The organism is Streptomyces sp. NPDC016845, from assembly GCF_044332585.1.
GTDB lineage: Bacteria > Actinomycetota > Actinomycetes > Streptomycetales > Streptomycetaceae > Streptomyces.
Genome location: NZ_JBIRPI010000005.1, coordinates 343,170 through 367,445, shown reverse-complemented (window position 1 = coordinate 367,445; position 24,276 = coordinate 343,170). Strand labels below are relative to the sequence as shown.

Sequence of the window (24,276 nt, the reverse complement as noted above, 5' to 3'; positions counted from 1 at the left end):
TCCCGTTCTGTGCCGTGCCGCGCCTGAAACTGACGGGGCGTCAAGATAGAACGGGTTCTACAAGAAGGGAACAGACAGGACAGGCCGGGGACAGACAGGTCAGGCCGGGGACAGACAGCTCCGTGGTCCGTACTTCGGCGGCTCGGCGGCTCGGCGATTTGGCCGTTCGGCGGCTCAGCGGTCGAAGTCCACCTCCACCTCTTCCGTGGCCGGGTGTGACTGGCAGGCCAGTACGTACCCCGCTTCGGTCTCCTCCGGCTCCAGCGCGAAGTTGCGCTCCATCCGTACGGAGCCCGAGACGAGGAACGCGCGGCAGGTTCCGCAGACGCCGCCCTTGCAGGCGTAGGGCGCGTCCGGGCGGTTGCGCAGGACCGCGTCCAGGAGGGATTCGCCGTCCCCGACGGGCCAGGTGCCGGCGCGGCCGTCGAGCAGGGCGGTCACGGTGCTGTGCGCAGGCGTCGCGGTTCTCGTCGGGCGGGCCGGCGCGGGTCCGTCGTCCACGTGGAAGATCTCCTCGTGGATGCGGCCCCGCCGCACGCGCAGGCCGCGCAGCGCGCGCTCGGCGCCCTGCACCAGACCGTACGGACCGCACAGGAACCAGCCCGCCACCGTGTCCACCGGAAGCAGCGCGGGCAGCAGCGCCGCGATGCGTGCCTGGTCGAGCCGGCCCGACGTCAGGCCCGCCTGCTGCTCCTCCCGGGAGAGGACGGTGACGAGCTGGAACCGGTCCGGGTAGCGGTCCTTCAGGTCGGCGACCTCCTCCAGGAACATCGTCGAGGCGGCGGTGCGGTCGCTGCGGATCAGGCAGAACCGGGCCTGCGCCACCCGCTCCAGAAGCGTCGCGGCGATCGACAGGACCGGGGTGATGCCGCTGCCGCCGACGACCGCCGCGTAGTGGCCGGGCGCCGGGTCGAGGGTGAAGCGCCCGGCCGGGGTCATCACCTCGACCTCGTCACCGACGCCGATCTCCTTGTGCGCGTACGTCGAGAACGCGCCGCCGTCGACGAGGCGCACCCCCACCCGCAGCGTCCGCGGCGTCTCGTCGGCGGGGACCGGTGAGCAGATCGAGTACGTGCGCCGGATCTCCGCGCCGTCGGCCGTGCGGCGCAGGGCGAGGTGCTGCCCCGGTGCGTGGCGGTAGGACTCGCGCAGCTCCGTGGGCACGGTGAAGGTGAGCGCCACGGCGTCGTCGGTGAGCCGGTCGACCGCGGCGACGCGCAGCCGGTGAAAACGGGCCCTGCCCGCCCCGTCGGCCATCACAGCTCCTTGAAGTGGTCGAAGGGTTCACGGCAGGACAGGCAGCGGCGCAGCGCCTTGCAGGCGGTGGAGGAGAAGCGGCTGAGCAGCTCGGTGTCGATGGCACCGCAGTGCGGGCACGCGACGGGTGCTGCCGCCGCCTGGTCCGGCCCCGGTGTGTGCCGGGTGGGGCCGAGGGCGACGGTGACCGGGCCGGCGGCTGCGCGCGTGGTGCGGGGCGGCGCTATGCCGAACTCGCCGAGCTTGCGGCGGCCCTCGGGCGTGATGTCGTCGGTGGACCAGGCGGGCGTCAGCACGGTGCGGACGGTGACGTCCGGGACGCCGTGCTCGTGCAGGGCCTGCTCGATGTCGCAGGCCATCGCCTCGATCGCCGGGCACCCGGTGTACGTGGGGCTCAGCTCGACCTCGACGCGGCCGGGACCTCGCGCGTGTACGGCGCGCAGTACGCCCAGCTCCTCCAGGGTCAGTACGGGCAGCTCGGGGTCGGGCACGGATCCGGCGACCCTGCGCAGCTCGGCTTCGAGCGGTGTCTCCCGCTCGCGGGCGAGGGTCACCATGACGCCCCCGGGTGGCTGCGGTGCAGGTGCTGCATCTCGGCGAGCATCCGGCCGAACGACTCGGTGTGCAGGCCCTGGCGCCCGGCTCCGGCGCGCCAGGCTCCCGTCTGCGGGCCCTCCGGGACGGTGAGGGTGGCCCGGCGCAGGGTGTCGGTCACCGTCGCCGTCCAAGCGGTCCGCAGCTCCGCCCCGTCGATGGCCAGGCCGGGGACGGGCTGGAACATCTCGCCGGTGAAGCGCCACAGGGCGTCGACCGCGCGCTGCATCCGCGTGTGGCTCTCCCCGGTGCCGTCGCCGAGCCGCAGGGTCCACTGCTGGGCGTGGTCCTGGTGGTAGGCGACCTCCTTGACGGCCTTCGCGGCGAGCGGGGCGAACACGCTGTCGCCGGAGGCGAGTTCCGCGTACAGAAGCTGCTGGTAGGCGGAGAAGTAGAGCTGGCGGGCGATGGTGTGGGCGAAGTCGCCGTTCGGCTGCTCGACCAGCTGGAGGTTGCGGAAGGCGCGCTCCTCGCGCAGGTACGCCAGCTCGTCCTCGTCGCCGACCATGCCGAGCAGGATGCGGGCCTGGCCGAGGAGGTCGAGGGCGATGTTGGCCAGGGCGACCTCCTCCTCCAGGACCGGGGCGTGTCCTGCCCACTCGCCGAGGCGGTGCGAGAGCACGAGGGCGTCGTCGCCGAGGGCCAGCGCGGCCGTCGCGAGATCGGTGCCGGTGCCGGTGGACACGGGTGTTGTCACAGGTGCTTCACCCCGTCCGGGATCTCGTAGAACGTCGGGTGCCGGTACGGCTTGTCGGCGGCCGGTTCGAAGAACGGGTCCTTTTCGTCGGGGGACGAGGCGGTGATCGCGGTGGACGGCACGACCCACAGGGAGACGCCTTCGCCGCGGCGTGTGTACAGATCCCGCGCGTTGCGCAGCGCCAGCTCCGCGTCCGGGGCGTGCAGGCTGCCGGCGTGGGTGTGGGCCAGGCCGCGCCGGGAGCGGACGAAGACCTCCCACAGGGGCCAGTCGCCGCCCCCTGTCGTGGGGGTGGTGGGGGTCTCGCTCATGCCGCCCTGCCTTCCGCAGTCGCCGTCGTGGCGTGCTTGGCCGCGTGCGCCGCGGCGGCCTCGCGCACCCAGGCGCCCTCGTCGTGGGCGCGCCTGCGCTGGGTGATCCGCTGCTCGTTGCACGGGCCGTTGCCCTTGAGGACCTCGCGGAACTCCGCCCAGTCGATCGGGCCGAAGTCGTGCTGTTCGCGCTCCTCGTTCCACCTCAGCTCCGGGTCGGGGAGCGTCAGTCCGAGGGACTCGGCCTGGGGGACGCAGATGTCGACGAAGCGCTGGCGCAGTTCGTCGTTGGAGTGGCGCTTGATCTTCCACTCCATGGACTGCGCGGAGTGCGCCGACTCGTCGTCGGGCGGGCCGAACATCATCAGAGACGGCCACCACCAGCGGTCCACCGCGTCCTGTGCCATCGCGTGCTGGGCCTCGGTGCCCCGGCTGAGGGCGAGCAGCAGCTCGTACCCCTGGCGCTGGTGGAAGGACTCCTCCTTGCAGACGCGGACCATGGCGCGCGCGTACGGGCCGTACGAGCAGCGGCACAGCGGCACCTGGTTGGTGATCGCCGCGCCGTCCACCAGCCAGCCGATCGCGCCCACGTCGGCCCAGGTCAGCGTCGGGTAGTTGAAGATCGAGGAGTACTTCTGGCGGCCGCTGTGCAGCTTGTCGAGCAGTTCGTCGCGGCCGGTGCCGAGGGTTTCGGCGGCGCTGTAGAGGTACAGGCCGTGCCCCGCCTCGTCCTGGACCTTCGCCATCAGGATCGCTTTGCGGCGCAAGGAGGGGGCGCGCGTGATCCAGTTCGCCTCCGGCTGCATTCCGATGATCTCGGAGTGGGCGTGCTGGGCGATCTGGCGCACCAGCGTCGCGCGGTAGGCGTCGGGCATCCAGTCGCGGGGCTCGATGCGCTCGTCCGCCGCCACCGCGGCGTCGAACGCGGCCTGGAACCCGGCGGCGCGGTCCGCGTCTGCGGCTGTCCCTGCTTCCTGGTGGTGCGGGGCTGCTGTCGCCATTCCCGGTCCCCTTCGGCCTCGGCCCCTCGGCCTCGGCTGCTCGGATCGCGGCCGGGCCTACATCGCTCCCGACCGATCGTTCGGTTCGTCGGATTCAATGGTGGGACGTGGCGCCGTAGGGTGTCAACCCTGAGCCGCCGAGCCTGTGGATAACCTCGGGCAGCTGTGCCGGGCGGCCTCTCCCCAGTACCGTGCCGGTGCGCCGCACCCGCTGAGCCGTACGGCGCGGGATCGGTTCGCCGCCGGTTCGCCGCCGAGCGGCCGGGCGCGACAGACCAGGGGAACCAGAAGAGCCGGGGAACGGGGAGCACCGATGGACACGGAAGCAGGCGCCGCGGACGAGGCCGCCCGGCGCAGGCCGCAAGAGGCGACCCCCGCCCCACCGGACGCGGCGGACACCCAGCTGGACGGCTCCGCCGAGCCCCTCGACCAGGGCCTGCCGGCCGACGCCGACCCGGTCGCCCCCGCTGACCGCCGTGGCATCCTCGCCCTCTCCCCCGGCTACCGGCTCACCGCCGCCCTGGCGCTGGTGGGGATCGGCGCCGTCGCCTGCTTCCACGTCCTCATGGTCTTCCTGCACGTCGCCCCGGCGAACACCGTGTCCAAGCAGCACGCGCCCCTGGTCGACGCCTGGATCTACCCGGAGTTCGAACAGAACTGGAAGCTGTTCGCGCCGAACCCGCTGCAGCAGAACATCGCGGTCCAGGCGCGGGCCGAGGTGCGCGGGTCGGACGGCGAGCTGCGGACCACCGCCTGGCACGACCTGTCCGCGCAGGACGGCGCGGCGATCGACGGGAACCTGATGCCGAGCCACACCCAGCAGAACGAACTGCGCCGCGCGTGGGACATCTACACGTCCACGCACGACCTGCAGAACCGGGCTACGAACCTGCGCGGCGTGCTCTCCGAGCAGTACCTCCGGCGCGTCCTCGTCCTGCGTCTCGACCGGAACGGCGTGGCCGGCAAGGGCGACATCGTCGAGCGCGTCCAGGTCCGTTCGCGGTCGACCGTGATCAAGCCGCCGAAATGGAGCGCCGAGAAGGTGGACCAGAAGCCGGTCTACCGGCAAGTGCCCTGGTGGTCGGTGACAGCGCGGGACGCGTCGCTCGACAGCGGTACGCATCTGCGGGTCAAGGCCGCGTCGGGCGGTGCCCGATGAACCCTGTCGTGGAGCAGTCGCGCCGCCTGGAGAAGGCGGTACGCACCGGCCTTCAGACGATCACCGCGGCGCCGCTCGGCCGCTACCAGAGCGCCGTGATCCGTATCGGGTTCGCCGCGACCTGGCTGCTGTTCCTGCTGCGTGAGTTCCCGCACCGCCAGGAGCTGTACGGGCCGGACGGGCCGTGGAGCTGGAGCCTCGCGCAGCAGCTCGTCGCGGACAACCACGCGTTCACCGCGTTGCTGTGGTCCGACAGCCAGGCGTGGTTCGAGCTCGTCTACGTGGTGGCCGTCCTGGCCTCCGTTCTGCTGATGCTGGGCTGGCACACCCGTGCCACCTCCGTGCTTTTCATGATCGGTGTGTTGTCGCTGCAGAACCGCAGCGTCTTCGTGGGCGACGGCGGCGACAACGTCATCCACCTCATGTCCATCTACCTGGTCTTCACCCGCTGCGGGCAGGTGTGGTCGCTGGACGCCCGGCGCGCGGCACGCGCGCGTGGACCGCGGCAGTCGGCCGAGGGACCGGCGCCCGCGGACCGCGGCGGAGTGGTCCTGTGGTGGGTCGTGGGCCTCGCGCTCGCGGCCGTCACGTTCACGGGCGACGTGGGCGGCGGCTGGCTGACGATCTTCTGGGGGCTGTGGCTAGCCCAGGGTGTGTGGTGGTTCGTCAACCGACGTGCCGAGCCCCGTGACCCGCGCCTGCTGTGCGACGTCATCGCCAATGTCGCGCACAACGCGGCCCTGCTGGTGATCATGGTCGAGGCGTGTCTGATCTACGCGACCGCCGGCTGGTACAAGATCCAGGGCACTCGCTGGCAGGACGGCACGGCGGTCTACTACCCGCTGCACCTGGACTACTTCTCGCCGTGGCCCGCCCTCGGCGACCTGCTCACGGCGTTCGGCCCGATGGTGCTCCTGGTGACGTACGGGACGGTCGCGGTCCAGGTCGCGTTCCCGTTCACCGTCTTCAACCGGCGGGTCAAGAACATCCTGCTCGTGTTCATGATGCTGGAGCACGCGGTGATCGCCATCGTCCTCGGGCTGCCCTTCTTCTCGCTCGCGATGATCGCCGCCGACGCGGTGTTCCTGCCGACGTCCTTCCTGCGCCGGGTCGGCGGATGGGCGGCACGCGCGCGTGCACGGGTTTTCTCCGGCACACGGAACGCGGAGGTACCCGCCCCGCGTACGGAACGGGAGCCCGAACCGGTGGCCGCACGGACGCCCACGGCCCGCACGTAGGCTTCCTGCCATGAGCGGGACGAGCAGCACGGACAGCGGCGGCGACAGCGGGGCGGACGGCGGGCCCGAGAGCGCCGTACGGGCCTGGCGGCGCCGGGCCGACGCGGCCGTGCTGCTCGACGGTTTCCACGCGCTGAAGCACGCTCTGCGGTTCGGCGCCGACGTGCCCGTCGCGCTCGCCGCCGACCGTGCGGCGGCGCTCGCCCTCGCCGCCGACCTCGCCCCTGACGTGGTGGCACCCCTGGACGCGCTCCTGGTGGAGGTCGAGGAGGACGTGCTGCGGGGCCTCGTGCCGCGACTGCACCCGACCGGCGTCGCCGCCCTCGCCGCACGCCCCACTCGCGCCGACAACCTCGTCGCGCTGCGAGGTGAGCGTCGTACCGCACCGGTCGTCGTCCTCGACAACCCGCGCAACCTCGGCAACGCGGGTGCTGTGATCCGCCTCGCCGCCGGATACGGCGCCACCGGCGTCATCACCACCGGCGACCTCGACCCCTGGCACCCCACGGTCGTACGGGGCGGGGCCGGGCTGCACTTCGCGACCGCGGTGGAGCGGCTGGCGGTCGACGAACTCCCCGCGGGGCCGCTGTACGCGCTCGACCCCGAGGGGGCGGACATCCGTGGCCTGAAGCTGCCCGACGACGCGCTGCTCGCCTTCGGGTCCGAGCGCAGCGGACTCTCGGCCGCACTGCGGCAGCGCGCCGACCAGTTGGTCTCCCTGCCGATGCGGCCCCAGGTCTCCAGCTACAACCTGGCGACCAGCGTCGGCATGACGCTCTTCCACTGGAGCGCGCACAGCACGTACGCGCCCTAGTGGGACGTCAGACGGCTCAGACGGCTCCTCGGCGGACCTCCACGACGCGGAAGCGGTTCGCCACGAAGGCGGCGTCGCACAGGGCCGCGTTCGCCGCCGGGTTGCCGCCGGAGCCGTGGAAATCGGAGAACGCCGCGGTCTGGTTCACGTAGACCCCGCCCGTGAGATTGAGCGAGAGCTGGGCGCACTCGTCCAGGCAGACCTCCTCGACGGCGCCCGCCACCGCGTCGGAGGTGGTGTACGCGCCGACGGTCATGGCGCCCTTCTCGCGCACCGTGCGCCGCAGCAGGTCCACCGCGTCCTGGGTGGAGTCGACGGCGACGGCGAAGGAGACGGGGCCGAAGCACTCGGCCATGTAGGCGGCCTCGGCGTCGGCGTCCTCCCAGAACTTGCGGGCGCCGTCCGCCTTCACGATCACCGGGGTGCGCACGACGGCGTCCGGGAAGTCCGGGTTGGTGACCTCCCGCGAGGGCAGGGCGACCTCGCCGAGCCCGGGGGCCGCCTCCAGACGGGACCGCACGTCCGGGTTGACCAGGGCGCCCAGCAGCCCGTTCGCCCGCGCGTCGTCGCCGAGCAGACCGCCGACCGAGCGTGCGAGATCCGCGACGACCTCGTCGTAGGACTTCTCACCCTGGTCGGTGGTGATGCCCGCACGCGGCACCAGCAGGTTCTGCGGGGTCGTGCACATCTGGCCGCTGTAGAGCGACAGGGAGAAGGCGAGGTTCGCCAGCATGCCCTTGTAGTCGTCCGTCCCGTCGATCACGACGGTGTTGACGCCGGCCTTCTCCGTGTAGACCTGCGCCTGGCGCGCGTGGGTCTCCAGCCAGTCGCCGAAGGCGGTCGAGCCGGTGTAGTCGATGATCTTGATCTCGGGGTGGACGGCCAGGGTCTTGGCGATGCCCTCGCCGGGCCGCTCGGCCGCCAGCGCCACCAGGTCGGGGGCGAAGCCCGCCTCGGCCAGGACGTCGCGGGCCACCTGCACGGTGAGCGCGAGGGGCAGCACCGCGCGCGGGTGGGGCTTCACCAGGACCGGGTTGCCGGTGGCCAGGGAGGCGAACAGGCCCGGGTACCCGTTCCACGTCGGGAACGTGTTGCAGCCGATCAGCAGCGCGATCCCGCGGCCGACCGGGGTGAACTCCTTGTCCAGGACGAGCGGGTCGCGCTTGCCCTGCGGCTTGTTCCACCGCGTCGCGTCCGGCGTGCGCGTCTGCTCCTGGTAGGCGTACGCCACCGCTTCGAGGCCGCGGTCCTGCGCGTGCGGGCCGCCCGCCTGGAACGCCATCATGAACGCCTGGCCGCTGGTGTGCATGACCGCGTGGGCGAACTCGTGCGTGCGCGCGCTGATCCGGGCCAGGATCTCCAGGCACACGGCGGCCCGCGCCTCGGCGCCCGCCTCGCGCCACGCGCGCATGCCCGCGCGCATGGCAGGCAGCAGCGTGTCGATGTCGGCGTGCGGATAGGTGATCCCCAGCTCGATCCCGTACGGCGAGACCTCACCGCCGACGAAGTCGTCCGTGCCCGGCTGGCCCAGGTCGAGGCGGGTGCCGAGCAGCGCGTCGAAGGCGGCCTTGCCCTCGGCGGCGCTCAGGCTCCCGTGCTCGCCGTAGGCCTTGGGGTGCTCGGGGTGCGGGGACCAGTACGCGCGCGTGCGGATCGTCTCCAGCGCCTGGTCGAGCGTCGGCCGGTGCTTGGTGATCAGGTCGTGCGCGGTGCGTTCGGCGGCGGCCATGGCGGACCAACTCCTCCTATGGGCAGGACTGGGCTGGGCTGGGCAGGAACGAACAGTGAGAGTTAGAGTAACCGAACGATCGGTCGGTACAAGAGGGTGCGTGGAACCTGTGGAAAACCGACCCGACGGGCCCCGGCGCCCGCAAACCGGGCTGCATGCGGAAGGATCGCGCGCATGACAGCACATGACCGCCTTGGCCGCCTCGTAGGAGTGGTCGGCACCGGCACCATGGGCCAGGGCATCGCCCAGGTCGCCCTGGTCGCGGGACACCCCGTCCGGCTGTACGACACCGTGCACGGCCGGGCACGGGCCGCCGCCGAGTCGATCGCCGCCCGCCTTGACCGGCTCGTCGAGAAGGGGCGCATGAGCACGGAGGAGCGCGCGGCGGCCGTCGCGCGCCTGGAGCCCGCGCAGACGCTCGACGAGCTGGCGGACGCCGCCCTCGTCATCGAGGCCGTCCTGGAGCGCCTGGACGTGAAGCAGCAGCTGTTCCGCGACCTGGAGGAGATCGTCGCGGAGGACTGCCTGCTCGCCACCAACACCTCGTCCCTGTCCGTGACGGCGATCGGCGGGGCGCTGCGCCTTCCCGGCCGCTTCGTGGGCCTGCACTTCTTCAACCCCGCGCCGCTGCTGCCCTTGGTGGAGGTCGTCTCCGGCTCCGCGACCGACGTCACCGCGGCCACGCGCGCGTACGAGACCGCCCGCGCCTGGGGCAAGACCCCGGTCGCCTGCGCGGACACCCCGGGCTTCCTGGTCAACCGCATCGCGCGCCCCTTCTACGCCGAGGCGTTCGCGGTCTACGAGGACCAGGGCGCGGACCCGGCGACCATCGACGCCGTGCTGCGCGAGAGCGGCGGCTTCCGGATGGGCGCCTTCGAACTGACCGACCTCATCGGCCAGGACGTCAACGAGGCGGTGACGCGCTCCGTCTGGGAGGGCTTCTCCCAGGACGTGAAGTTCCGGCCGTCCCTCGCGCAGCGCCGCCTGGTCGAGGCCGGGCACCTGGGCCGCAAGGCGGGCCAGGGCTGGTACGCGTACGGGGAGGGCGAGGAACGGGCGGAACCGCACACCGCGCCGCCAGCCGACAAGCCCGCGTACGTCGTCGCGGAGGGCGACCTGGGCCCCGCGCGCGAACTGCTCGCCCTCATCCGTGAGGCGGGCATCGAGGTGCGCGAGGAGGACGAGGACAACGGCACCCGCCTGGTGCTGCCCGGCGGCGGCCAGCTCGCTCTCGCGGACGGGCAGACGTCCATCGAGTACCGGGACGTCGTCTACTTCGACCTGGCGCTCGATTACCGCAAGGCGACCCGTGTCGCGCTCGCCACCGCCCAGGACGCCAACCAGCGCACCGTGGGCGAGGCCGTCGGACTCTTCCAGGCGCTCGGCAAGGACGTCAGCGTCATCGGGGACGTCCCCGGCATGATCGTCGCCCGCACGGTTGCGCGCCTCATCGACCTGGCGCACGACGCCGTCGCCAAGGGCGTGGCCACCGAGGAGGACGTCGACACCGCCATGCGGCTCGGGGTCAACTACCCGCTCGGGCCCATCGAATGGAGCCGCAAGCTCGGCAAGAACTGGGCGTACGCCCTCCTCGACGACCTGCACCTGCGCGACCCCTCGGGCCGCTACGCGCCGTCCTTGGCGCTCTACCGCCATTCGTACGCCCCGGAGAAGCGGGAGGCCGCCTCATGACCACCGCACGACGCGACACCGGCACAGGACGCGACACCGGCGCACGACGGGGCCCCGGCACGCGGCGCGACACCTACACGCCAGACAGCCTGCTCGCGGTCGCCGTCATGATCTTCAACGAGCGTGGCTACGACGGCACGTCCATGGAGCACCTCTCCAAGGCGGCGGGCATCTCCAAGTCCTCGATCTACCACCACGTGACGGGCAAGGAGGAGCTGCTGCGCCGCGCCGTGAGCCGCGCGCTCGACGGTCTCTTCGGGATTCTCGGCGAGGAACCCGCGCGCACGGGGCGTGCCGTGGAGCGCCTGGAGTACGTCACGCGGCGCATGGTCGAGGTGCTGACCGGCGAACTCCCGTACGTGACGCTCTTGTTGCGTGTACGCGGGAACACCGACACCGAGCGGTGGGCCATGGAGCGGCGCAGGGAGTTCGACCACCAGGTCGCCGAGCTGCTCAAGGCGGCCGCCGCCGACGGGGACGTGCGCGCGGACATACCCGTGCGGCTCGCCACCCGCCTCGTCTTCGGGATGATCAATTCGGTCGCGGAGTGGTACCGGCCCGACGGCGGCGGGCTGCGCGACCGCGAGGTGGCCGACGCGGTCGTGGAGCTCGTCTTCGGGGGCCTGCGCAAGGAGGGCTGAGCACACCGTCCCTAAGGGTGTTCCGGGCCCAGGTCCTCCTCCTCGAAGACCAGCAGTGTGCGGGTGCTCAGCACCTCGGGGATGGCCTGGAGCTTGGTGAGGACCAGCTCGCGCAGCGCCCTGTTGTCCTCGGTGTGCACCAGGATCAGGACGTCGAAATCGCCGCTGACCAGCGCGATGTGCGAGGCCTCCGGCATCCGGCGCAACTGGTCGCGGACCGTGCGCCAGGAGTTCTGCACGATCTTGAGCGTGACGTACGCGGACGCCCCCTGGCCGGCTCTCTCGTGGTTGACGCGGGCGCCGAAACCGCGGATCACTCCGTCGTCGATGAGGCGGTTGATGCGGGCGTAGGCGTTCGCCCGGGAGACGTGGACGCGCTCGGCGACGGAGCGTATCGACGCCCTGCCGTCCTTCTGCAGCATGTGCAGGATGTCGCGGTCGATGGCGTCCAGCGGTCGGGCCATGGGGTCGTTCCCGCCGGAATCGCGCCCGCCGGAGCCGTCGGCCATTTGTTCAGATGCCATCTGCCCCCGCCTCCCTACCATGGACGTACTGCGTTCATCACAGGCTGTGGAGAACCGTTTGTCCACAGGCTGGAGGTGCCTGTAGCCAAAATGTGCCGACGACCGAACAATCGGTAGGTGAGGCGCATCACACCCGAGGCGCCCTCGAAGCCGCTCCCACGAGGAGGTGCCGTCATGACGGTCACGGAGCAGCGGGGCGCCCACCGCGCCGGCGCGCCCACGCCGCCGCCCGCCTGGCAGCCCCGCACGGACCCCGCGCCGCTGCTGCCCGACGCGGAGCCCTACCGGGTCCTGGGCACCGGCGCCGCCGACCGCGCAGAGCCCGCGCTGCTGCGCCGCCTGTACGCCGAGGTGGTGCGCGGGCGCCGGTACAACGCGCAGGCGACCGCCCTGACCAAGCAGGGCCGCCTCGCCGTCTACCCGTCGACGACCGGCCAGGAGGCCACGGAGGTCGCCGCCGCGCTCGTCCTGGAGGAGCGCGACTGGCTCTTCCCCAGCTACCGCGACACCCTCGCCGCCGTGGCCCGCGGCCTCGACCCGGTCGAGGCTCTGACGTTGCTGCGCGGCGACCGGCACACCGGGTACGACCCGCGCGAGCGCCGCATCGCGCCCCTGTGCACGCCCCTCGCGACCCAGTTGCCGCACGCGGTGGGCCTCGCGCACGCCGCGCGCCTCAAGGGCGACGACGTGGTGGCGCTCGCCATGGTCGGCGACGGCGGCACGAGCGAGGGCGACTTCCACGAGGCGCTGAACTTCGCGGCCGTGTGGCAGGCGCCCGTCGTCTTCCTCGTCCAGAACAACGGCTACGCCATCTCCGTGCCGCTGGCCAAGCAGACCGCGGCTCCTTCCCTGGCCCACAAGGCCGTCGGATACGGGATGCCGGGCCGCCTGGTCGACGGGAACGACGCGGTCGCGATGCACGAGGTCCTCTCCGACGCGGTGGCACGCGCGCGTGGGGGCGGCGGTCCGACCCTGATCGAGGCCATCACGTACCGGATGGACGCCCACACGAACGCCGACGACGCGACCCGCTACCGCGGCGACGCCGAGGTGGAGGCGTGGCGCGGACACGACCCCGTACTGCTTCTCGAACACGAGCTGACGCGGCGCGAGCTGATCGACGAGGACGGCATTCAGGCGGTGCGCGACGACGCGGAGACGATGGCGGCCGCCCTGCGCGAGCGCATGAACCAGGACCCGGCCCTCGACCCGATGGACCTGTTCACGCACGTGTACGCCGAACAGACCGGCCAGTTGCGCGAGCAGGCGGCGCAGTTGCGGGCCGAGCTCGAGGCCGAGGCGGAGGCGTCCGGCGCGGACCGGTCGCCCGAAGGGGGACGGGCATGACCACGGTCGCCGACAAGCCGGCCACGCCGGCCACGAAACCGGCCACCATGGCGCAGGCGCTCGGGCGCGCGCTGCGCGACGCCATGGCCGAGGACCCGGCCGTGCACGTCATGGGCGAGGACGTGGGCACCCTCGGCGGCGTCTTCCGCGTCACCGACGGCCTCGCCGAGGAGTTCGGCGAGGACCGCTGCACGGACACGCCGCTGGCGGAGGCCGGCATCCTCGGCACCGCCGTCGGCATGGCCATGTACGGGCTGCGGCCGGTCGTGGAGATGCAGTTCGACGCGTTCGCGTACCCGGCGTTCGAACAGCTGGTCTCGCACGTGGCGCGGATGCGCAACCGCACGGGCGGCGCCATGCCACTGCCGATCACCGTGCGCATCCCCTACGGGGGCGGCATCGGCGGAGTCGAGCACCACAGTGACTCCTCCGAGGCGTACTACATGGCGACGCCGGGCCTTACCGTCGTCACGCCCGCCACCGTCGCGGACGCGTACGGGCTGCTGCGGCAGTCCATCGCCTCCGACGACCCCGTGGTCTTCCTGGAGCCCAAGCGGCTGTACTGGGCCAAGGACGCATGGAACCCCGGGAGTCCGGCGGACGTCGAGCCCATGGGCACGGCAGTGGTCCGCCGCCCCGGGACCAGTGCCACGCTCATCACGTACGGACCGTCCGTGCCCGTCTGCCTGGAGGCCGCCGAGGCGGCCCGCGCGGAGGGCTGGGACCTCGAAGTGGTCGACCTGCGCTCGCTCGTGCCCTTCGACGACGCGACCGTCGCCGCGTCCGTTCGCCGAACGGGCCGTGCGGTCGTCGTGCACGAGTCGGGCGGCTTCGGCGGGCCCGGTGGGGAGATCGCCGCGCGCGTGAGCGAGCGCTGCTTCCACCATCTGGAGGCGCCCGTGCTGCGCGTCGCCGGGTTCGACATCCCGTACCCGCCGCCCATGCTGGAGCGGCACCATCTGCCCGGCGTCGACCGCGTCCTCGACGCGGTCGCGCGGCTCCAATGGGATCAGTGAGGGGGACGGGCTGATGGCACAGGTGCTTGAGTTCAAGCTGCCCGACCTCGGTGAGGGGCTCACCGAGGCGGAGATCGTGCGGTGGCTGGTGTCGGTCGGTGACGTGGTCGCCGTCGACCAGCCCGTCGTCGAGGTGGAGACCGCCAAGGCGATGGTCGAGGTGCCCTGCCCCTACGGAGGCGTGGTCACCGCCCGCTTCGGCGAGGAGGGCGTCGAGATGCCGGTCGGCGCGCCCTTGCTGACGGTCGCGGTCGGCGAGCCGGACCCGGCCGAGGACGGGGGCTCCGCCGGGTCCGGCTCGGAGGGCTCCGGGAACGTCCTGGTCGGGTACGGGACGGCTGCGCCGGCGGCCCGGCGCAGAAGGGTGCGGCCCACCGGGGCAGGCGGAACGGGGTTCAGCGGGGCTGACGAATCCGGCGGGGAGTTCCACGGCGATGCGCCTCGGGGGCAGGCCGCGGCATCCGCTGGAGGCTTGGCACGGACCCCTGCGGCGCCCTTGAGCCCGGGATCGAGTCGTGGCACCGAAGCGGGCCGTGCGGGGGCCGGCAGCTCAGCGCGGGGCGCTGGTGTATCCGTGTCGGAGGCACCTATAACGACGTCATCTCCCGGCACCGCGGCCGTGCTCGGATCCGTACCTGTCATTTCGCCCATCGTGCGCAAGCTCGCGCGCGATCGGGGGCTCGATCTGCGGGAGGTGCGGGGGACCGGGCCCGAGGGGCTCATTCTCAGGGGGGACGTCGAGCGTGCCCTTGCGGCGCTCGTCGTCGAACCGGCCGCCCAGGCCGCCCGGGCTCCCGCCCCGGAGGGGCATCGGACTCCTCTGCGTGGCGTGCGCGGGGCTGTCGCCGACAAGCTTTCGCGCAGTCGGCGTGAGATACCCGACGCGACCTGCTGGGTGGACGCCGACGCCACGGAGCTCATGCACGCGCGCGAGACGATGAATGCCGCGACGGGCCCGTCCGCCGGGCCGAAGATCTCCGTGCTGGCACTGCTCGCCCGCATCTGCACGGCCGCACTCGCCCGTCACCCGGAGCTCAACGCCACCGTCGACATGGAGCGCCGCGAGATCGTGCGCCTCGACGAGGTGCACCTCGGGTTCGCCGCGCAGGCCCCGCGCGGCCTCGTCGTGCCCGTCGTCCGGGACGCCCACGCGCGCGGGGCCGAGTCGCTGAGCGCGGAGTTCGCCCGGCTCACCGAGGCGGCACGGGCCGGGACGCTGACGCCCGGGGAACTCACGGGCGGGACCTTCACGTTGAACAACTACGGCGTGTTCGGGGTCGACGGGTCCACGCCGATCATCAACCACCCCGAGGCCGCCATGCTCGGCGTCGGCCGGATCACCCCGAAACCATGGGTGCACCAAGGGGGGTTGGCCGTGCGCCAAGTGGTCCAGCTCTCGCTCACCTTCGACCACCGGGTGTGCGACGGAGGGACCGCCGGCGGCTTCCTGCGGTACGTCGCGGACTGCGTGGAGCAGCCGGCCGTTCTGTTGCGGTCACTTTGAACCACATCTGATCCGCTCCGAACACGCATACTCGGTCCATGACCGAAGCCGCCGGGCCCGTCCACGGCACACCCGCGTACGACGCCGTCGTTCTCGCCGGGGGTGCCGCGCGGCGGCTCGGCGGCGCGGACAAGCCCGGGGTACGGGTCGGCGGCCGGGCGCTGCTCGACCGGGTGCTCGCCGCGTGCGCCGGGGCCCGTAGCACCGTCGTGGTCGCCGAACCGAGGCCGACCGCGCGCCCCGTCCGCTGGACGCGCGAGGAACCGGCGGGCAGCGGCCCGCTCGCCGCGCTGGACGCGGGGCTGCACGCCCTGAACAGCCCGCTGAGCCGGGCCGGGAGCGTCGTCGTGCTCTCCGCCGACCTGCCGTTCCTGCGGGAGCGCACCGTCCGCCTCCTGACCGAGACACTCGAGACGAACAAGGCGCCCGACGCGCCCGGTGCGCCCGGTGCGCGGCGTGACGGCGTGCTGCTCGTCGACGGTGACGGGCGCGACCAGCCGCTCGTCGCCGCGTACCGGAAATCCGCCCTGCACCGGGTCCTCGCCGCGCTGCGCGCCGAGCACGGGGCGCTCACCGGTCTGCCCCTGCGGCTGCTCGTCCGGGGCCTGGAGCCGGTCCGCATCACCGACCCCGTCGCGTCATTCGACTGCGACACCTGGGACGACATCGCCGCCGCCCGGTCACGGATCAGGGAGCATGGTCACGTGTTGGATGAATGGATCTCCGCAGCCAAGGACGAACTGGGCATCGACCTGGACGTCGACACCGGCGTCCTGCTCGATCTCGCCCGCGACGCGGCCCACGGGGTCGCCCGCCCCGCGGCGCCCCTGACGACGTTCCTCGTCGGGTACGCGGCGGCGCGGGCGGGCGGTGGCCCCGAGGCGGTCTCCGCCGCCGCGGTGAAGGCCGCCGCGCTCGCCAACAGGTGGGCCCGGGAAGCCGAGTCCGCGCCGGAACCGGGCCTCGCCGCGCCGGAGCCGGGCCTCGCCGCGCCGGAACCCGGCCCTGCCGCGCCGGAACCGGGCGCTCCTGCGCCGGACGCGGGACGAGACGCGCAATGAGCGGCTCCGACGGTCGAGCGGCACCGGCCGAACCGTTGGCCAGCGAGGCCAGCGAGGCCAGCGAGGCCAGCGAGGCCAGCGGGGCCACCGGGGACGCCGGGGACGCTAGAAGCGCCAGAAACGCCAGGGTCACCAGGAACCCCCGGGACACCAGGGACGCTGGAAACATCGGCAACCCCGTGGATGCCGGTGATCCCCTGGACGCCTACGTGGACGAGGTCATCGCCCTCGCCAACAGCACCCGCAGCGCCCGTAGCGCCCGCAGCACCCGAAGCGCCCACGGCACCGCCGGGCCCGGCACCGGCGACCACGGCCCCGCCGGCCCAGGCCCCGGCCACCCCGGCACCCCACCCCCGGGCCCGCGGACCGGCCACGGCGCCCCGGCCTCCGCCGAACCCCTCAGCACCCAGGCCCGCACGGACACCAGTACGGGCCCCGCCAACCCCCCACCCCCCGCACCGCACCCCCGCACAACCCCCTGGCCCGCCGCCCGTCGAATCGCCCACGAGGCGGGCCGCCACGCCGCGCGGCAGCACCCCCGTACGGAGACGCCGACCGACTCGGCCACATCCGCGTCCGCCACCCTCCGCGGAGCGACCTCCACCTCCCGCGGAGCGACCCGTACCCCCCTCGACCGCGCCCTCGGCCTCGTCCTCGCCGCTCCGCTGACCGCCCTCACCGACCTGCCCTCCTTCGACACGTCGGCGATGGACGGCTGGGTCGTGGCCGGGCCGGGGCCGTGGGACGTACGGGACGAGGGGATCCTCGCCGGGCACGCGCTCCCCGGATCGCTGGCGGACGGCGAGGCGGCGACCGTCGCGACCGGGGCGCGCATCCCCGCGGACACCACCGCCGTGATCCGCAGCGAGCACGGGCGCATCGACGACAAGGGCCGGCTGCATCCGCTGCGCCACGTCACGCAGGGGCAGGACATCCGGCCGCGCGGCCAGGAGTGCCGCAACGGCGAGCTCCTGCTGCCCGCGGGCGGCCTCGTCACCCCCGCCGTGCTCGGTCTCGCGGCGGCGGCCGGCTATGACGAGCTGGTCACGTTCCCGCGACCACGGGCCGAAGTCCTCGTCCTGGGGGACGAGTTGCTGACCTCGGGGCTGCCCCGCGACGGACTCATCCGCGACGCGCTCGGCCCGATGCTGCCGCACTGGCTGCGTGCGCTCGGCGTCGAGGTCACCGCCGTACGCAGGATCGGCGACGACGCGAAAGCCCTGCTCAAGGCGGTACGGGGGGCCAAGGCGGACCTAGTCGTGACGACCGGCGGGACCGCGTCGGGGCCGGTCGACCACGTCCACCCCACGCTGCGCGCACTCGACGCCGACCTGCTCGTGGACGGGGTCGCGGTCCGCCCGGGGCATCCGATGCTGCTTGCCCGCCTGGGAGACGGGCGCCACCTCGTCGGCCTGCCCGGCAATCCGCTGGCCGCCGTCTCCGGGCTGCTCACACTCGCCGAGCCGCTGGTGCGGGCGCTCGCGGGCCGGGCCGAGGACGAGATCCCGTACGGCGCTCCCCTGCACAGCGCGGTCCAGGGGCACCCGCACGACACCCGGCTCGTCCCCGTCGTCCTGCGCCAGGACCGCGGCAGCGGGCACGACTGGGCGGTGCCGCTGCACTACAACGGACCGGCGATGCTGCGCGGTATCGCCGCCGCCGACGGGCTCGCCGTCGTGGCGCCGGGCGGTGCCCACGAGGGCCAGGAGGTGGAGATCCTCGACCTGCCCTGGTCATGGGGTTCGGCTGCCGGGGGCCCCCTGCCCGCGCAGCCTCCGACGCGACACGCCACCATGGACCCCGCACCACGGCACGGCAGCACCAGCAGTACCGGCAGCAACAGCAGCGACGGCAGCAACCCTCGGGCAGGGAAGGGCGTTTCACGTGAAACTGGCCGGCCATGACGCCATGGCGCGCCAAGCGGACGAGAAGACGACGACGTACCGGGTGAAGCTGCCCCGGCGGATCGTCGAGCGTCCGCTGCGCCAGGTCGCCCGCCGAGTCCTGATGGCTCTGGCCGTGCTCGTCCTCACCGCGGTACTCGTCTGGCTGGACCGCGACGGATACAACGACAACTCCGACGGCAGGCTCGATCTCCTCGACGCCTTCTACTACGCGACCGTCACCCTCTCCACCACGGGCTACGGCGACATCACGCCGGTCAGCGACGGAGCGCGGCTCACCAACATCTTCCTCATCACGCCGCTGCGTGTGCTGTTCCTGATCATCCTGGTCGGCACCACGCTCGAAGTCCTCACCGAACGGACCCGGGAGGAATGGCGCCTGAACCGCTGGAGGTCCAACTTGCGTGACCACACTGTCGTCATCGGCTTCGGCACCAAGGGCCGCAGCGCGGTGGAGACCGTCTGCGCGACCGGTCTGAAGCCCGAACAGGTCGTGGTGGTCGACCCGAGCAGCAAGGTCATCGAGGCGGCGACCGGTCTCGGATACGCCGGTGTCATAGGGGACGCGACCCGAAGCGACGTGCTGTGGCGGGCCGAGGTGCAGCGCGCCCGGAAGATCATCATCGCCACCCAGCGGGACGACACGGCCGTCCTGGTGACCCTCACCGCACGGCAGTTGAACCGCAGCGCGAAGATCGTCGCCGCCGTGCGCGAGGAGGAGAACGCGCAGCTCCTTCGCCAGTCCGGCGCCGACGCCGTGATCACCAGCGCCAGTGCGGCGGGCCGGCTGCTCGGCCTGTCGGTGCTGAGCCCGCACGCGGGCATGGTGATGGAGGACCTCATCCAGAAGGGCAGCGGCCTCGATCTGATCGAGCGCCCGGTGATAAAGGCCGAGGTCGGTCTGGTGCCGAAGGAGGTGGACGACCTGGTCGTCAGCGTCGTACGAGGCCATCGCGTGCTCGGTTACGACGACAAGGCCATCGGCGGGCTCCAGCTGACCGACCGGCTCATCACCATCGTCCGAGTCACGCCGACGACGCAGGTCGCCCCGAACACGAAGCCGCTGCCGCGGGGCTGACAGCCTGGCGTCGGCTCGGCTGTCGTGGGGCTGGCACTCTGGCGTCGGACCGGGCGCCGCGGGGCTGGCACTCTGGCGTCGGGTCGGCTGTCGTGGGGCTGTCACCTTGGCGTCGGATCGGCTGTCGTGGGGCTGTCACTCTGGCGTCGGACCGGGCGCCGCAGGGCTGACACCCCGGCGTCGAACCGGGCGCCGCGGGGCTGTCACTCTGGCTTCGGCTCGGCTGCCGCAGGGCTGACACCCCGGCGTCGGACCGGGCGCCGCGCGGGTACGGGACGGGTACCGGAGTAGCCTCGCCGCCATGTATGCGATCACGATTCCGGAACCCGGCGGACCCGAGGCGCTCGTCTGGGCGGAGGTCCCCGACCCCGTACCCGGCGAGGGCGAAGTCCTGGTCGAGGTGGTCTCCAGCGCCGTCAACCGTGCCGATCTGCTGCAGCGCCAGGGCTTCTACACCCCGCCGCCCGGCAGCTCGCCCTACCCCGGCCTGGAGTGCGCGGGCCGGATCGCCGCGGTCGGCCCGGGGGTGTCGGGCTGGTCCGAGGGCGACGAGGTGTGCGCGCTGCTCGTGGGCGGCGGATACGCCGAGAAGGTCGTCGTCCCGGCCGGTCAGCTGCTGCCGGTCCCGAAGGGGCTCGACCCGGTGAAGGCGGCCGCGCTGCCCGAGGTGACCTGCACCGTCTGGTCCAACGTCTTCATGATCGCCCACCTGCGGCCGGCCGAGACGTTCCTCGTGCACGGCGGCTCCAGCGGCATCGGCACCATGGCGATCCAGCTCGCGAAGTCGGTCGGCGCCAAGGTCGCCGTCACGGCGGGCAGCAAGGAGAAGCTCGACTACTGCGCGAGTCTCGGCGCGGACATCCTGATCAACTACCGCGAGCAGGACTTCGTCGAGGAGATCAAGGCGGCCACGGACGGCGCCGGAGCCGACGTCATCCTCGACAACATGGGCGCCAAGTACCTGAACCGCAATGTCGACGCGCTCGCCGTCAACGGCCGCCTCGCCATCATCGGCATGCAGGGCGGCGTCAAGGGCGAGCTGAACATCGGTACGTTGCTGGGCAAGCGCGGCGCCATCACCGCGACCACGCTGCGGGCCCGTCCGCTCGCGGAGAAGGCGGCGGTCGTCGCCGCGGTGCGCGAACACGTCTGGCCGCTGATCGAGGGCGGCCACGTGCGGCCCATCGTGGACCAGGAGCTGCCGATGAGCGAGGCCGCGCAGGGCCACCGGGTCTTGGAGGAGAGCGGCCACATCGGCAAGGTCCTGCTCACCCGGCAGTAACGGCCCCGCGTCTCATCGACGCAGCCGCAGCGCCAGGAACCCGATGCCGAGCCCGGTGAGCAGCAGCCCGGCCCCCAGCGGCACCACGTTGACCAGCGGAGCCTCCGCCCCTGTTCCGCGTGTGGCGGTGGGCCGCTCGGCGTCGGGCCGCTCGGGCGGCGCGCTCGGCGGCGTGGAGACGGACGGCTCGGCCTCGGGAGGCGGAAGGGCGGCCGCGTCCTCGCCGTCAGGGTCGGGCAGGAGCCGCCCGGGAGGGGTCCGTCCCACGCCCGCCCGGCTGCCGGCGAGCGAGTCGCGCGGGGAGGGCTCGGTGGCGTAGGCCGTGCCGACCGGGCCGAGGACGCGTACCGCGGCGGGCCCGCCGGACGTGGCCGGGCCGCCGAGGACGAGCAGCGCGGCGGCGGCCACCAGCGAGAGGACGCACGCCCTTACCGCTGTGCGGGGCGTCCACCGGATCCGCGATATGCCCGTCCCCTGCATGGTCGTCCCCTCGCCTTCCGCGTACGCCGGACGCCTCCGACAAGCCTCACATATGCTATGGAAACGGGCACGCTGGACCTCGGGTCCGTCCTGGGGTGGTGGATCAGCCCGTAACGGGGGCACCACCGAGGAGTCAACGCTGGGTGCGAGAGAATGGCTGCATGGAGATGCCGAGGAACGAACGGTCGCCGGAGAACCCGCAGATCCTGGTCGTGGGCCAGGACGGAATGGCTCTGGGCGGCGGCGGAGACGACGATTCCCGCGAGGTCCCGGTGACGGAGATGGTGGAACAGCCCGCCAAGGTGATGCGCATCGGCAGCATGATCAAGCAGCTGCTCGAAGAAGTGCGCGCGGCTCCCCTGGACGAGGCGAGCCGGCAGCGGCTCAGGGAGATCCACGCCAGCTCGGTCAAGGAGCTCGAGGACGGGCTCGCGCCCGAGCTCGTGGAGGAGCTGGAGCGGATCTCGCTGCCCTTCACCGACGACACGACGCCCAGCGACGCGGAGCTGCGGATCGCGCAGGCCCAGTTGGTGGGATGGCTCGAGGGCCTGTTCCACGGGATCCAGACGACGCTGTTCGCCCAGCAGATGGCGGCCCGCGCCCAGCTGGAGCAGATGCGCCGCGCGCTGCCGCCGGGTGTCGGCGGCGGTGACGACGAGGGCGGCGAGGACCCGCGCACGCTGGGCCGCTCGGGTGGCCCGTACTTGTAAGCGACCCGTGCTTGTAAGCGACCCGTACGTGTAACCGACCCGTACTTGTAACCGGTACCTGTAACCCACAAGCCCCGACAGCCGAAAAGGGCCCGGTCCGCGCGGACCGGGCCCTTTCACGTGCCTGCGCCGGTCAGGACGGCGGACGGCGGGGGTCAGGACGGCGGGTTGCCCGTCGAGACGTTCAGGGTGATGGTGACCTTCTCCGGGTCGACCTCGGTGCCCGCGGCGGGAAACTGGTCCATGACCGAGCCCTCGCCGTAGGTGTTCTCGTCGTACTCCTTGATGCTCTTGTTCCACCCCGCGGCCCGCAGACAGGCCTTCACCGAGTCGATGTTCTTGAGGTAGAAGTCCGGAACCTTGATCATGTTCTCGTCGTTGCTGCCGATGGTCGGCTCGGTGCACTGGTCCGTCGCGATGGTCTTCGTGAGGTCGGGCCCCTTGTGCCCGGCGACCGCCGACTGGGACGGCTTGTCGGTGCTGCTGCCGCCACCACTCGGGTCGTCGCCCTTGTTGTTCAGCGTCAGAGCCGTGATCAGGCCGCCGACCGCGACGAGCGCGACGACGATGGAGGCCATGATCACTGCCTTGTTGCGGCCGCCGCCGCCCGACCCCTGCGTGCTCGTCGTGGCCGGCTGGTGGCCGATGGTGTACGGCGGCGGGGTGTGCTGCTGCCCCTGCGGCGCGTACGGGGACGCGGGCGGCGGCGTCTGGTAACCACCCTGCATGCCCTGCATGCCCTGCATGCCCTGCAAGTTCTGCTGCGGATAGCCGTACCCGGCCTGCGGCTGCGGCGTCGGCGTGCCGTAGGGGTGCGGCTGGTACGGCTGCTGCACCGGACCCGGCGCGGGCGCCGCGCTCTGGTCGACCGGCGGGAAGACGGCCGAGCCCACGCCCGCACCGCTCGACGTCCGGGCGCCCGGCACGATGCTCGGCGCCACGGACGCGCCCCCGGCGAGCGACTGGGCGACCCGCAGGCACTCGTCCCGCATCGCCTCCGCGCTCGGGAACCGTTCGTTCGGATTCTTCTTCAGCGCGCGGGCCACGAGCGCGTCGATGGCGGGTGGCAGCGACCGGTTGATCGAGGAGGGCGCGACCGGCTCCTCCTGGACGTGCGCGTACGCGATGGCCAGCGGCGAGTCCGCCTCGAACGGCAGGCGGCCGGTGACCAGTTGGAAGAGCATGATGCCGACCGAGTACAGGTCGGAGCGGGCGTCCACGCCGCGGCCGAGCGCCTGCTCGGGCGAGAGGTACTGCGGGGTGCCGACGACCATGCCGGTCTGCGTCATCGAGGTCACGCCGGACTGCATGGCGCGGGCGATGCCGAAGTCCATGACCTTCACGACATTGCGCTTCGTCATCATCACGTTGCCGGGCTTGATGTCGCGGTGGACCAGGCCCATCTCGTGGCTGATCTCCAGCGCCGCCAGGACGTCGGCGGTGATCTTCAGCGCCTTGTCGGAGGGCATGGCCCCGTACTGGCGCACGTCCTGGTCGAGCACGGAGCCGAGCGGGAGCCCCTCCACGTACTCCATGACGATGTACGGGGTGATCGTCCCGTCGAGGTCGTCCTCGCCGGAGTCGTAGACCGAGACGATGTTGGTGTGCGTGAGCTTGGCCACGGACATGGCCTCGCGCTGGAAGCGCTGACGGAAGGAGTCCTCGCGGCCGAGTTCCGTGTGCAAAGTCTTGATGGCGACGGCCCGGTCGAGCCGGGTGTCGTGCGCGAGGTGCACGGATGCCATGCCGCCCTGGCCGAGCAGGTCACGCAGCTGATAGCGGCCGCCCGCAACGGAACGTCCCGCGTACCGGCCGCCGGCGCCGCCGTCTTGGCTCATCTCTTACGTCCCCCATAGCGCCCCGCGTCGGCGCGGCCGGTGATCGAATTCAGCTATTCCCGGCCAAGTCTGCCCGAGGGCACGGGCACGTCAAGCTCGATGCCCGATCCGTGACCGTACGGGCGGGAAGCGTCGCGCAAGCGTTACAGGTCCATGACCACCGGCCGAGCCACGGAACGGTCATGGAACGGACGTCGAACGGGTGCGGAAATTGCGCGCACGATTTGCAAGGCGTGCACGGCAACGGGTTTGATGTCCGGTCCATCTCGGAACGGAGCCGCCTCCGAAGCCTGTAGCGTGGCCCGACGGAGACCGTATTTCACAACCGCGCGTACTCCGACGAGTGGTCCGGCGGCAACGGCGGCACGGACAGACACGGACAGATACGACGGCGAGGAC

At 72.4% G+C, this 24,276-nt stretch carries 22 protein-coding genes; 13 read left to right on the top strand and 9 right to left on the bottom strand.

Translation table 11 applies throughout. The annotated features are described in order from the left end of the window. Positions 1-174: 174 nt before the first annotated feature. Genes paaE through paaA form a run of 5 tightly spaced genes read right to left on the bottom strand, consistent with a single transcriptional unit; the run spans position 175 to position 3,860 of the window. Positions 175-1,257: a 1,2-phenylacetyl-CoA epoxidase subunit PaaE gene (paaE, locus tag ACH4RC_RS17550; protein WP_398201319.1), complete on the bottom strand. Its 1,083-nt coding sequence runs from the start codon at positions 1,255-1,257 to the stop codon at positions 175-177. After that, positions 1,257-1,814, bottom strand: coding sequence for a 1,2-phenylacetyl-CoA epoxidase subunit PaaD (gene paaD / locus ACH4RC_RS17545; protein WP_398201316.1), 558 nt, complete (start codon positions 1,812-1,814; stop codon positions 1,257-1,259). Before paaD ends, paaE begins: the two co-directional genes overlap by 1 nt. After that, positions 1,808-2,548 (bottom strand): 1,2-phenylacetyl-CoA epoxidase subunit PaaC, encoded by a 741-nt coding sequence (paaC, locus tag ACH4RC_RS17540; protein WP_398201312.1) that lies wholly within the window; start codon positions 2,546-2,548, stop codon positions 1,808-1,810. Before paaC ends, paaD begins: the two co-directional genes overlap by 7 nt. Further along, positions 2,545-2,859, bottom strand: coding sequence for a 1,2-phenylacetyl-CoA epoxidase subunit PaaB (gene paaB / locus ACH4RC_RS17535; RefSeq protein ID WP_398201309.1), 315 nt, complete (start codon positions 2,857-2,859; stop codon positions 2,545-2,547). Before paaB ends, paaC begins: the two co-directional genes overlap by 4 nt. Next, positions 2,856-3,860 (bottom strand): 1,2-phenylacetyl-CoA epoxidase subunit PaaA, encoded by a 1,005-nt coding sequence (gene paaA, locus ACH4RC_RS17530; RefSeq protein WP_398201307.1) that lies wholly within the window; start codon positions 3,858-3,860, stop codon positions 2,856-2,858. Before paaA ends, paaB begins: the two co-directional genes overlap by 4 nt. A 313-nt stretch (positions 3,861-4,173) precedes the next feature. Here paaA and ACH4RC_RS17525 point away from each other — a divergent pair, with 313 nt between their 5' ends. The 3 genes from ACH4RC_RS17525 to ACH4RC_RS17515 are packed head-to-tail and all read left to right on the top strand — an operon-like array spanning position 4,174 to position 7,071. Continuing rightward, the gene (locus ACH4RC_RS17525; protein ID WP_398201303.1) at positions 4,174-5,019 is read left to right on the top strand and encodes a DUF5819 family protein; all 846 of its coding nucleotides are present in this window, start codon (positions 4,174-4,176) and stop codon (positions 5,017-5,019) included. Continuing rightward, positions 5,016-6,257 carry an HTTM domain-containing protein gene (locus ACH4RC_RS17520; protein ID WP_398201300.1) on the top strand — a complete coding sequence of 414 codons (1,242 nt, stop codon included), beginning with the start codon at positions 5,016-5,018 and terminating at the stop codon, positions 6,255-6,257. The genes ACH4RC_RS17525 and ACH4RC_RS17520 overlap by 4 nt, the downstream gene beginning before the upstream one ends. A gap of 10 nt (positions 6,258-6,267) precedes the next feature. Continuing rightward, complete coding sequence (locus ACH4RC_RS17515) at positions 6,268-7,071, top strand: TrmH family RNA methyltransferase (protein ID WP_398201297.1); 804 nt, start codon at positions 6,268-6,270, stop codon at positions 7,069-7,071. A 16-nt stretch (positions 7,072-7,087) separates the two neighbouring features. On the opposite strand, the gene paaN is transcribed toward ACH4RC_RS17515, so the two are convergent. Further along, a complete protein-coding gene (gene paaN, locus ACH4RC_RS17510) occupies positions 7,088-8,800 on the bottom strand; it encodes a phenylacetic acid degradation protein PaaN (protein ID WP_398201295.1) in 1,713 nt (570 codons plus the stop codon). A gap of 174 nt (positions 8,801-8,974) precedes the next feature. Here paaN and ACH4RC_RS17505 point away from each other — a divergent pair, with 174 nt between their 5' ends. Both ACH4RC_RS17505 and ACH4RC_RS17500 read left to right on the top strand, forming a co-directional pair. Further along, positions 8,975-10,492, top strand: coding sequence for a 3-hydroxyacyl-CoA dehydrogenase (locus tag ACH4RC_RS17505; protein ID WP_398201292.1), 1,518 nt, complete (start codon positions 8,975-8,977; stop codon positions 10,490-10,492). Then, the gene (locus ACH4RC_RS17500; RefSeq protein ID WP_398201289.1) at positions 10,489-11,133 is read left to right on the top strand and encodes a TetR/AcrR family transcriptional regulator; all 645 of its coding nucleotides are present in this window, start codon (positions 10,489-10,491) and stop codon (positions 11,131-11,133) included. The genes ACH4RC_RS17505 and ACH4RC_RS17500 overlap by 4 nt, the downstream gene beginning before the upstream one ends. Positions 11,134-11,144: 11 nt before the next feature. On the opposite strand, the gene ACH4RC_RS17495 is transcribed toward ACH4RC_RS17500, so the two are convergent. Next, positions 11,145-11,657 (bottom strand): Lrp/AsnC family transcriptional regulator, encoded by a 513-nt coding sequence (locus ACH4RC_RS17495; protein WP_398201286.1) that lies wholly within the window; start codon positions 11,655-11,657, stop codon positions 11,145-11,147. Positions 11,658-11,831: 174 nt separating this feature from the next. On the opposite strand from ACH4RC_RS17495, the gene pdhA reads away from it, so the two are divergent. The 7 genes from pdhA (at position 11,832) to ACH4RC_RS17460 (ending at position 20,849) form a co-directional block, all read left to right on the top strand. Further along, a complete protein-coding gene (gene pdhA / locus ACH4RC_RS17490; protein ID WP_398201283.1) occupies positions 11,832-13,004 on the top strand; it encodes a pyruvate dehydrogenase (acetyl-transferring) E1 component subunit alpha in 1,173 nt (390 codons plus the stop codon). Further along, entirely contained in the window at positions 13,001-14,020 is a 1,020-nt protein-coding gene (locus tag ACH4RC_RS17485; RefSeq protein WP_398201280.1) for an alpha-ketoacid dehydrogenase subunit beta, read from the top strand. Before pdhA ends, ACH4RC_RS17485 begins: the two co-directional genes overlap by 4 nt. Before the next feature lie 13 nt (positions 14,021-14,033). Beyond that, positions 14,034-15,524 carry a dihydrolipoamide acetyltransferase family protein gene (locus ACH4RC_RS17480; protein WP_398201277.1) on the top strand — a complete coding sequence of 497 codons (1,491 nt, stop codon included), beginning with the start codon at positions 14,034-14,036 and terminating at the stop codon, positions 15,522-15,524. A 38-nt stretch (positions 15,525-15,562) separates the two neighbouring features. Further along, positions 15,563-16,585 (top strand): DUF6457 domain-containing protein, encoded by a 1,023-nt coding sequence (locus ACH4RC_RS17475; protein ID WP_398201274.1) that lies wholly within the window; start codon positions 15,563-15,565, stop codon positions 16,583-16,585. Between the two features lie 179 nt (positions 16,586-16,764). Further along, positions 16,765-18,489 carry a molybdopterin molybdotransferase MoeA gene (locus ACH4RC_RS17470; protein WP_398201271.1) on the top strand — a complete coding sequence of 575 codons (1,725 nt, stop codon included), beginning with the start codon at positions 16,765-16,767 and terminating at the stop codon, positions 18,487-18,489. Positions 18,490-18,493: 4 nt separating this feature from the next. Continuing rightward, positions 18,494-19,567 carry a potassium channel family protein gene (locus ACH4RC_RS17465; protein WP_398201268.1) on the top strand — a complete coding sequence of 358 codons (1,074 nt, stop codon included), beginning with the start codon at positions 18,494-18,496 and terminating at the stop codon, positions 19,565-19,567. Between the two features lie 301 nt (positions 19,568-19,868). Then, positions 19,869-20,849 (top strand): NAD(P)H-quinone oxidoreductase, encoded by a 981-nt coding sequence (locus ACH4RC_RS17460; RefSeq protein WP_398201265.1) that lies wholly within the window; start codon positions 19,869-19,871, stop codon positions 20,847-20,849. Positions 20,850-20,861: 12 nt separating this feature from the next. On the opposite strand, the gene ACH4RC_RS17455 is transcribed toward ACH4RC_RS17460, so the two are convergent. Then, on the bottom strand, positions 20,862-21,329 hold the full coding sequence (locus tag ACH4RC_RS17455; protein WP_398201262.1) for a hypothetical protein: 468 nt from the start codon (positions 21,327-21,329) through the stop codon (positions 20,862-20,864). A 161-nt stretch (positions 21,330-21,490) separates the two neighbouring features. On the opposite strand from ACH4RC_RS17455, the gene ACH4RC_RS17450 reads away from it, so the two are divergent. Next, positions 21,491-22,039 carry a bacterial proteasome activator family protein gene (locus ACH4RC_RS17450; protein ID WP_398201259.1) on the top strand — a complete coding sequence of 183 codons (549 nt, stop codon included), beginning with the start codon at positions 21,491-21,493 and terminating at the stop codon, positions 22,037-22,039. Positions 22,040-22,194: 155 nt separating this feature from the next. On the opposite strand, the gene ACH4RC_RS17445 is transcribed toward ACH4RC_RS17450, so the two are convergent. Continuing rightward, entirely contained in the window at positions 22,195-23,877 is a 1,683-nt protein-coding gene (locus tag ACH4RC_RS17445; protein ID WP_398201256.1) for a protein kinase, read from the bottom strand. Between the last annotated feature and the right edge of the window lie 399 nt (positions 23,878-24,276).

What these genes read in the sequence shown, in the direction of transcription:
- ACH4RC_RS17455 (WP_398201262.1), bottom strand. Translation starts at nt 21,329, where the DNA reads ATGCAGGGGACGGGCATATCGCGGATCCGGTGGACGCCCCGCACAGCG.
- ACH4RC_RS17480 (WP_398201277.1), top strand. Translation starts at nt 14,034, where the DNA reads ATGGCACAGGTGCTTGAGTTCAAGCTGCCCGACCTCGGTGAGGGGCTC.
- ACH4RC_RS17520 (WP_398201300.1), top strand. Translation starts at nt 5,016, where the DNA reads ATGAACCCTGTCGTGGAGCAGTCGCGCCGCCTGGAGAAGGCGGTACGC.
- paaE (WP_398201319.1), bottom strand. Translation starts at nt 1,257, where the DNA reads ATGGCCGACGGGGCGGGCAGGGCCCGTTTTCACCGGCTGCGCGTCGCC.
- ACH4RC_RS17515 (WP_398201297.1), top strand. Translation starts at nt 6,268, where the DNA reads ATGAGCGGGACGAGCAGCACGGACAGCGGCGGCGACAGCGGGGCGGAC.
- ACH4RC_RS17475 (WP_398201274.1), top strand. Translation starts at nt 15,563, where the DNA reads ATGACCGAAGCCGCCGGGCCCGTCCACGGCACACCCGCGTACGACGCC.
- paaD (WP_398201316.1), bottom strand. Translation starts at nt 1,814, where the DNA reads ATGGTGACCCTCGCCCGCGAGCGGGAGACACCGCTCGAAGCCGAGCTG.
- paaN (WP_398201295.1), bottom strand. Translation starts at nt 8,800, where the DNA reads ATGGCCGCCGCCGAACGCACCGCGCACGACCTGATCACCAAGCACCGG.
- ACH4RC_RS17525 (WP_398201303.1), top strand. Translation starts at nt 4,174, where the DNA reads ATGGACACGGAAGCAGGCGCCGCGGACGAGGCCGCCCGGCGCAGGCCG.
- ACH4RC_RS17465 (WP_398201268.1), top strand. Translation starts at nt 18,494, where the DNA reads ATGGCGCGCCAAGCGGACGAGAAGACGACGACGTACCGGGTGAAGCTG.
- pdhA (WP_398201283.1), top strand. Translation starts at nt 11,832, where the DNA reads ATGACGGTCACGGAGCAGCGGGGCGCCCACCGCGCCGGCGCGCCCACG.
- ACH4RC_RS17460 (WP_398201265.1), top strand. Translation starts at nt 19,869, where the DNA reads ATGTATGCGATCACGATTCCGGAACCCGGCGGACCCGAGGCGCTCGTC.
- paaA (WP_398201307.1), bottom strand. Translation starts at nt 3,860, where the DNA reads ATGGCGACAGCAGCCCCGCACCACCAGGAAGCAGGGACAGCCGCAGAC.
- ACH4RC_RS17445 (WP_398201256.1), bottom strand. Translation starts at nt 23,877, where the DNA reads ATGAGCCAAGACGGCGGCGCCGGCGGCCGGTACGCGGGACGTTCCGTT.
- paaB (WP_398201309.1), bottom strand. Translation starts at nt 2,859, where the DNA reads ATGAGCGAGACCCCCACCACCCCCACGACAGGGGGCGGCGACTGGCCC.
- ACH4RC_RS17495 (WP_398201286.1), bottom strand. Translation starts at nt 11,657, where the DNA reads ATGGCATCTGAACAAATGGCCGACGGCTCCGGCGGGCGCGATTCCGGC.
- ACH4RC_RS17505 (WP_398201292.1), top strand. Translation starts at nt 8,975, where the DNA reads ATGACAGCACATGACCGCCTTGGCCGCCTCGTAGGAGTGGTCGGCACC.
- ACH4RC_RS17450 (WP_398201259.1), top strand. Translation starts at nt 21,491, where the DNA reads ATGGAGATGCCGAGGAACGAACGGTCGCCGGAGAACCCGCAGATCCTG.
- ACH4RC_RS17500 (WP_398201289.1), top strand. Translation starts at nt 10,489, where the DNA reads ATGACCACCGCACGACGCGACACCGGCACAGGACGCGACACCGGCGCA.
- ACH4RC_RS17485 (WP_398201280.1), top strand. Translation starts at nt 13,001, where the DNA reads ATGACCACGGTCGCCGACAAGCCGGCCACGCCGGCCACGAAACCGGCC.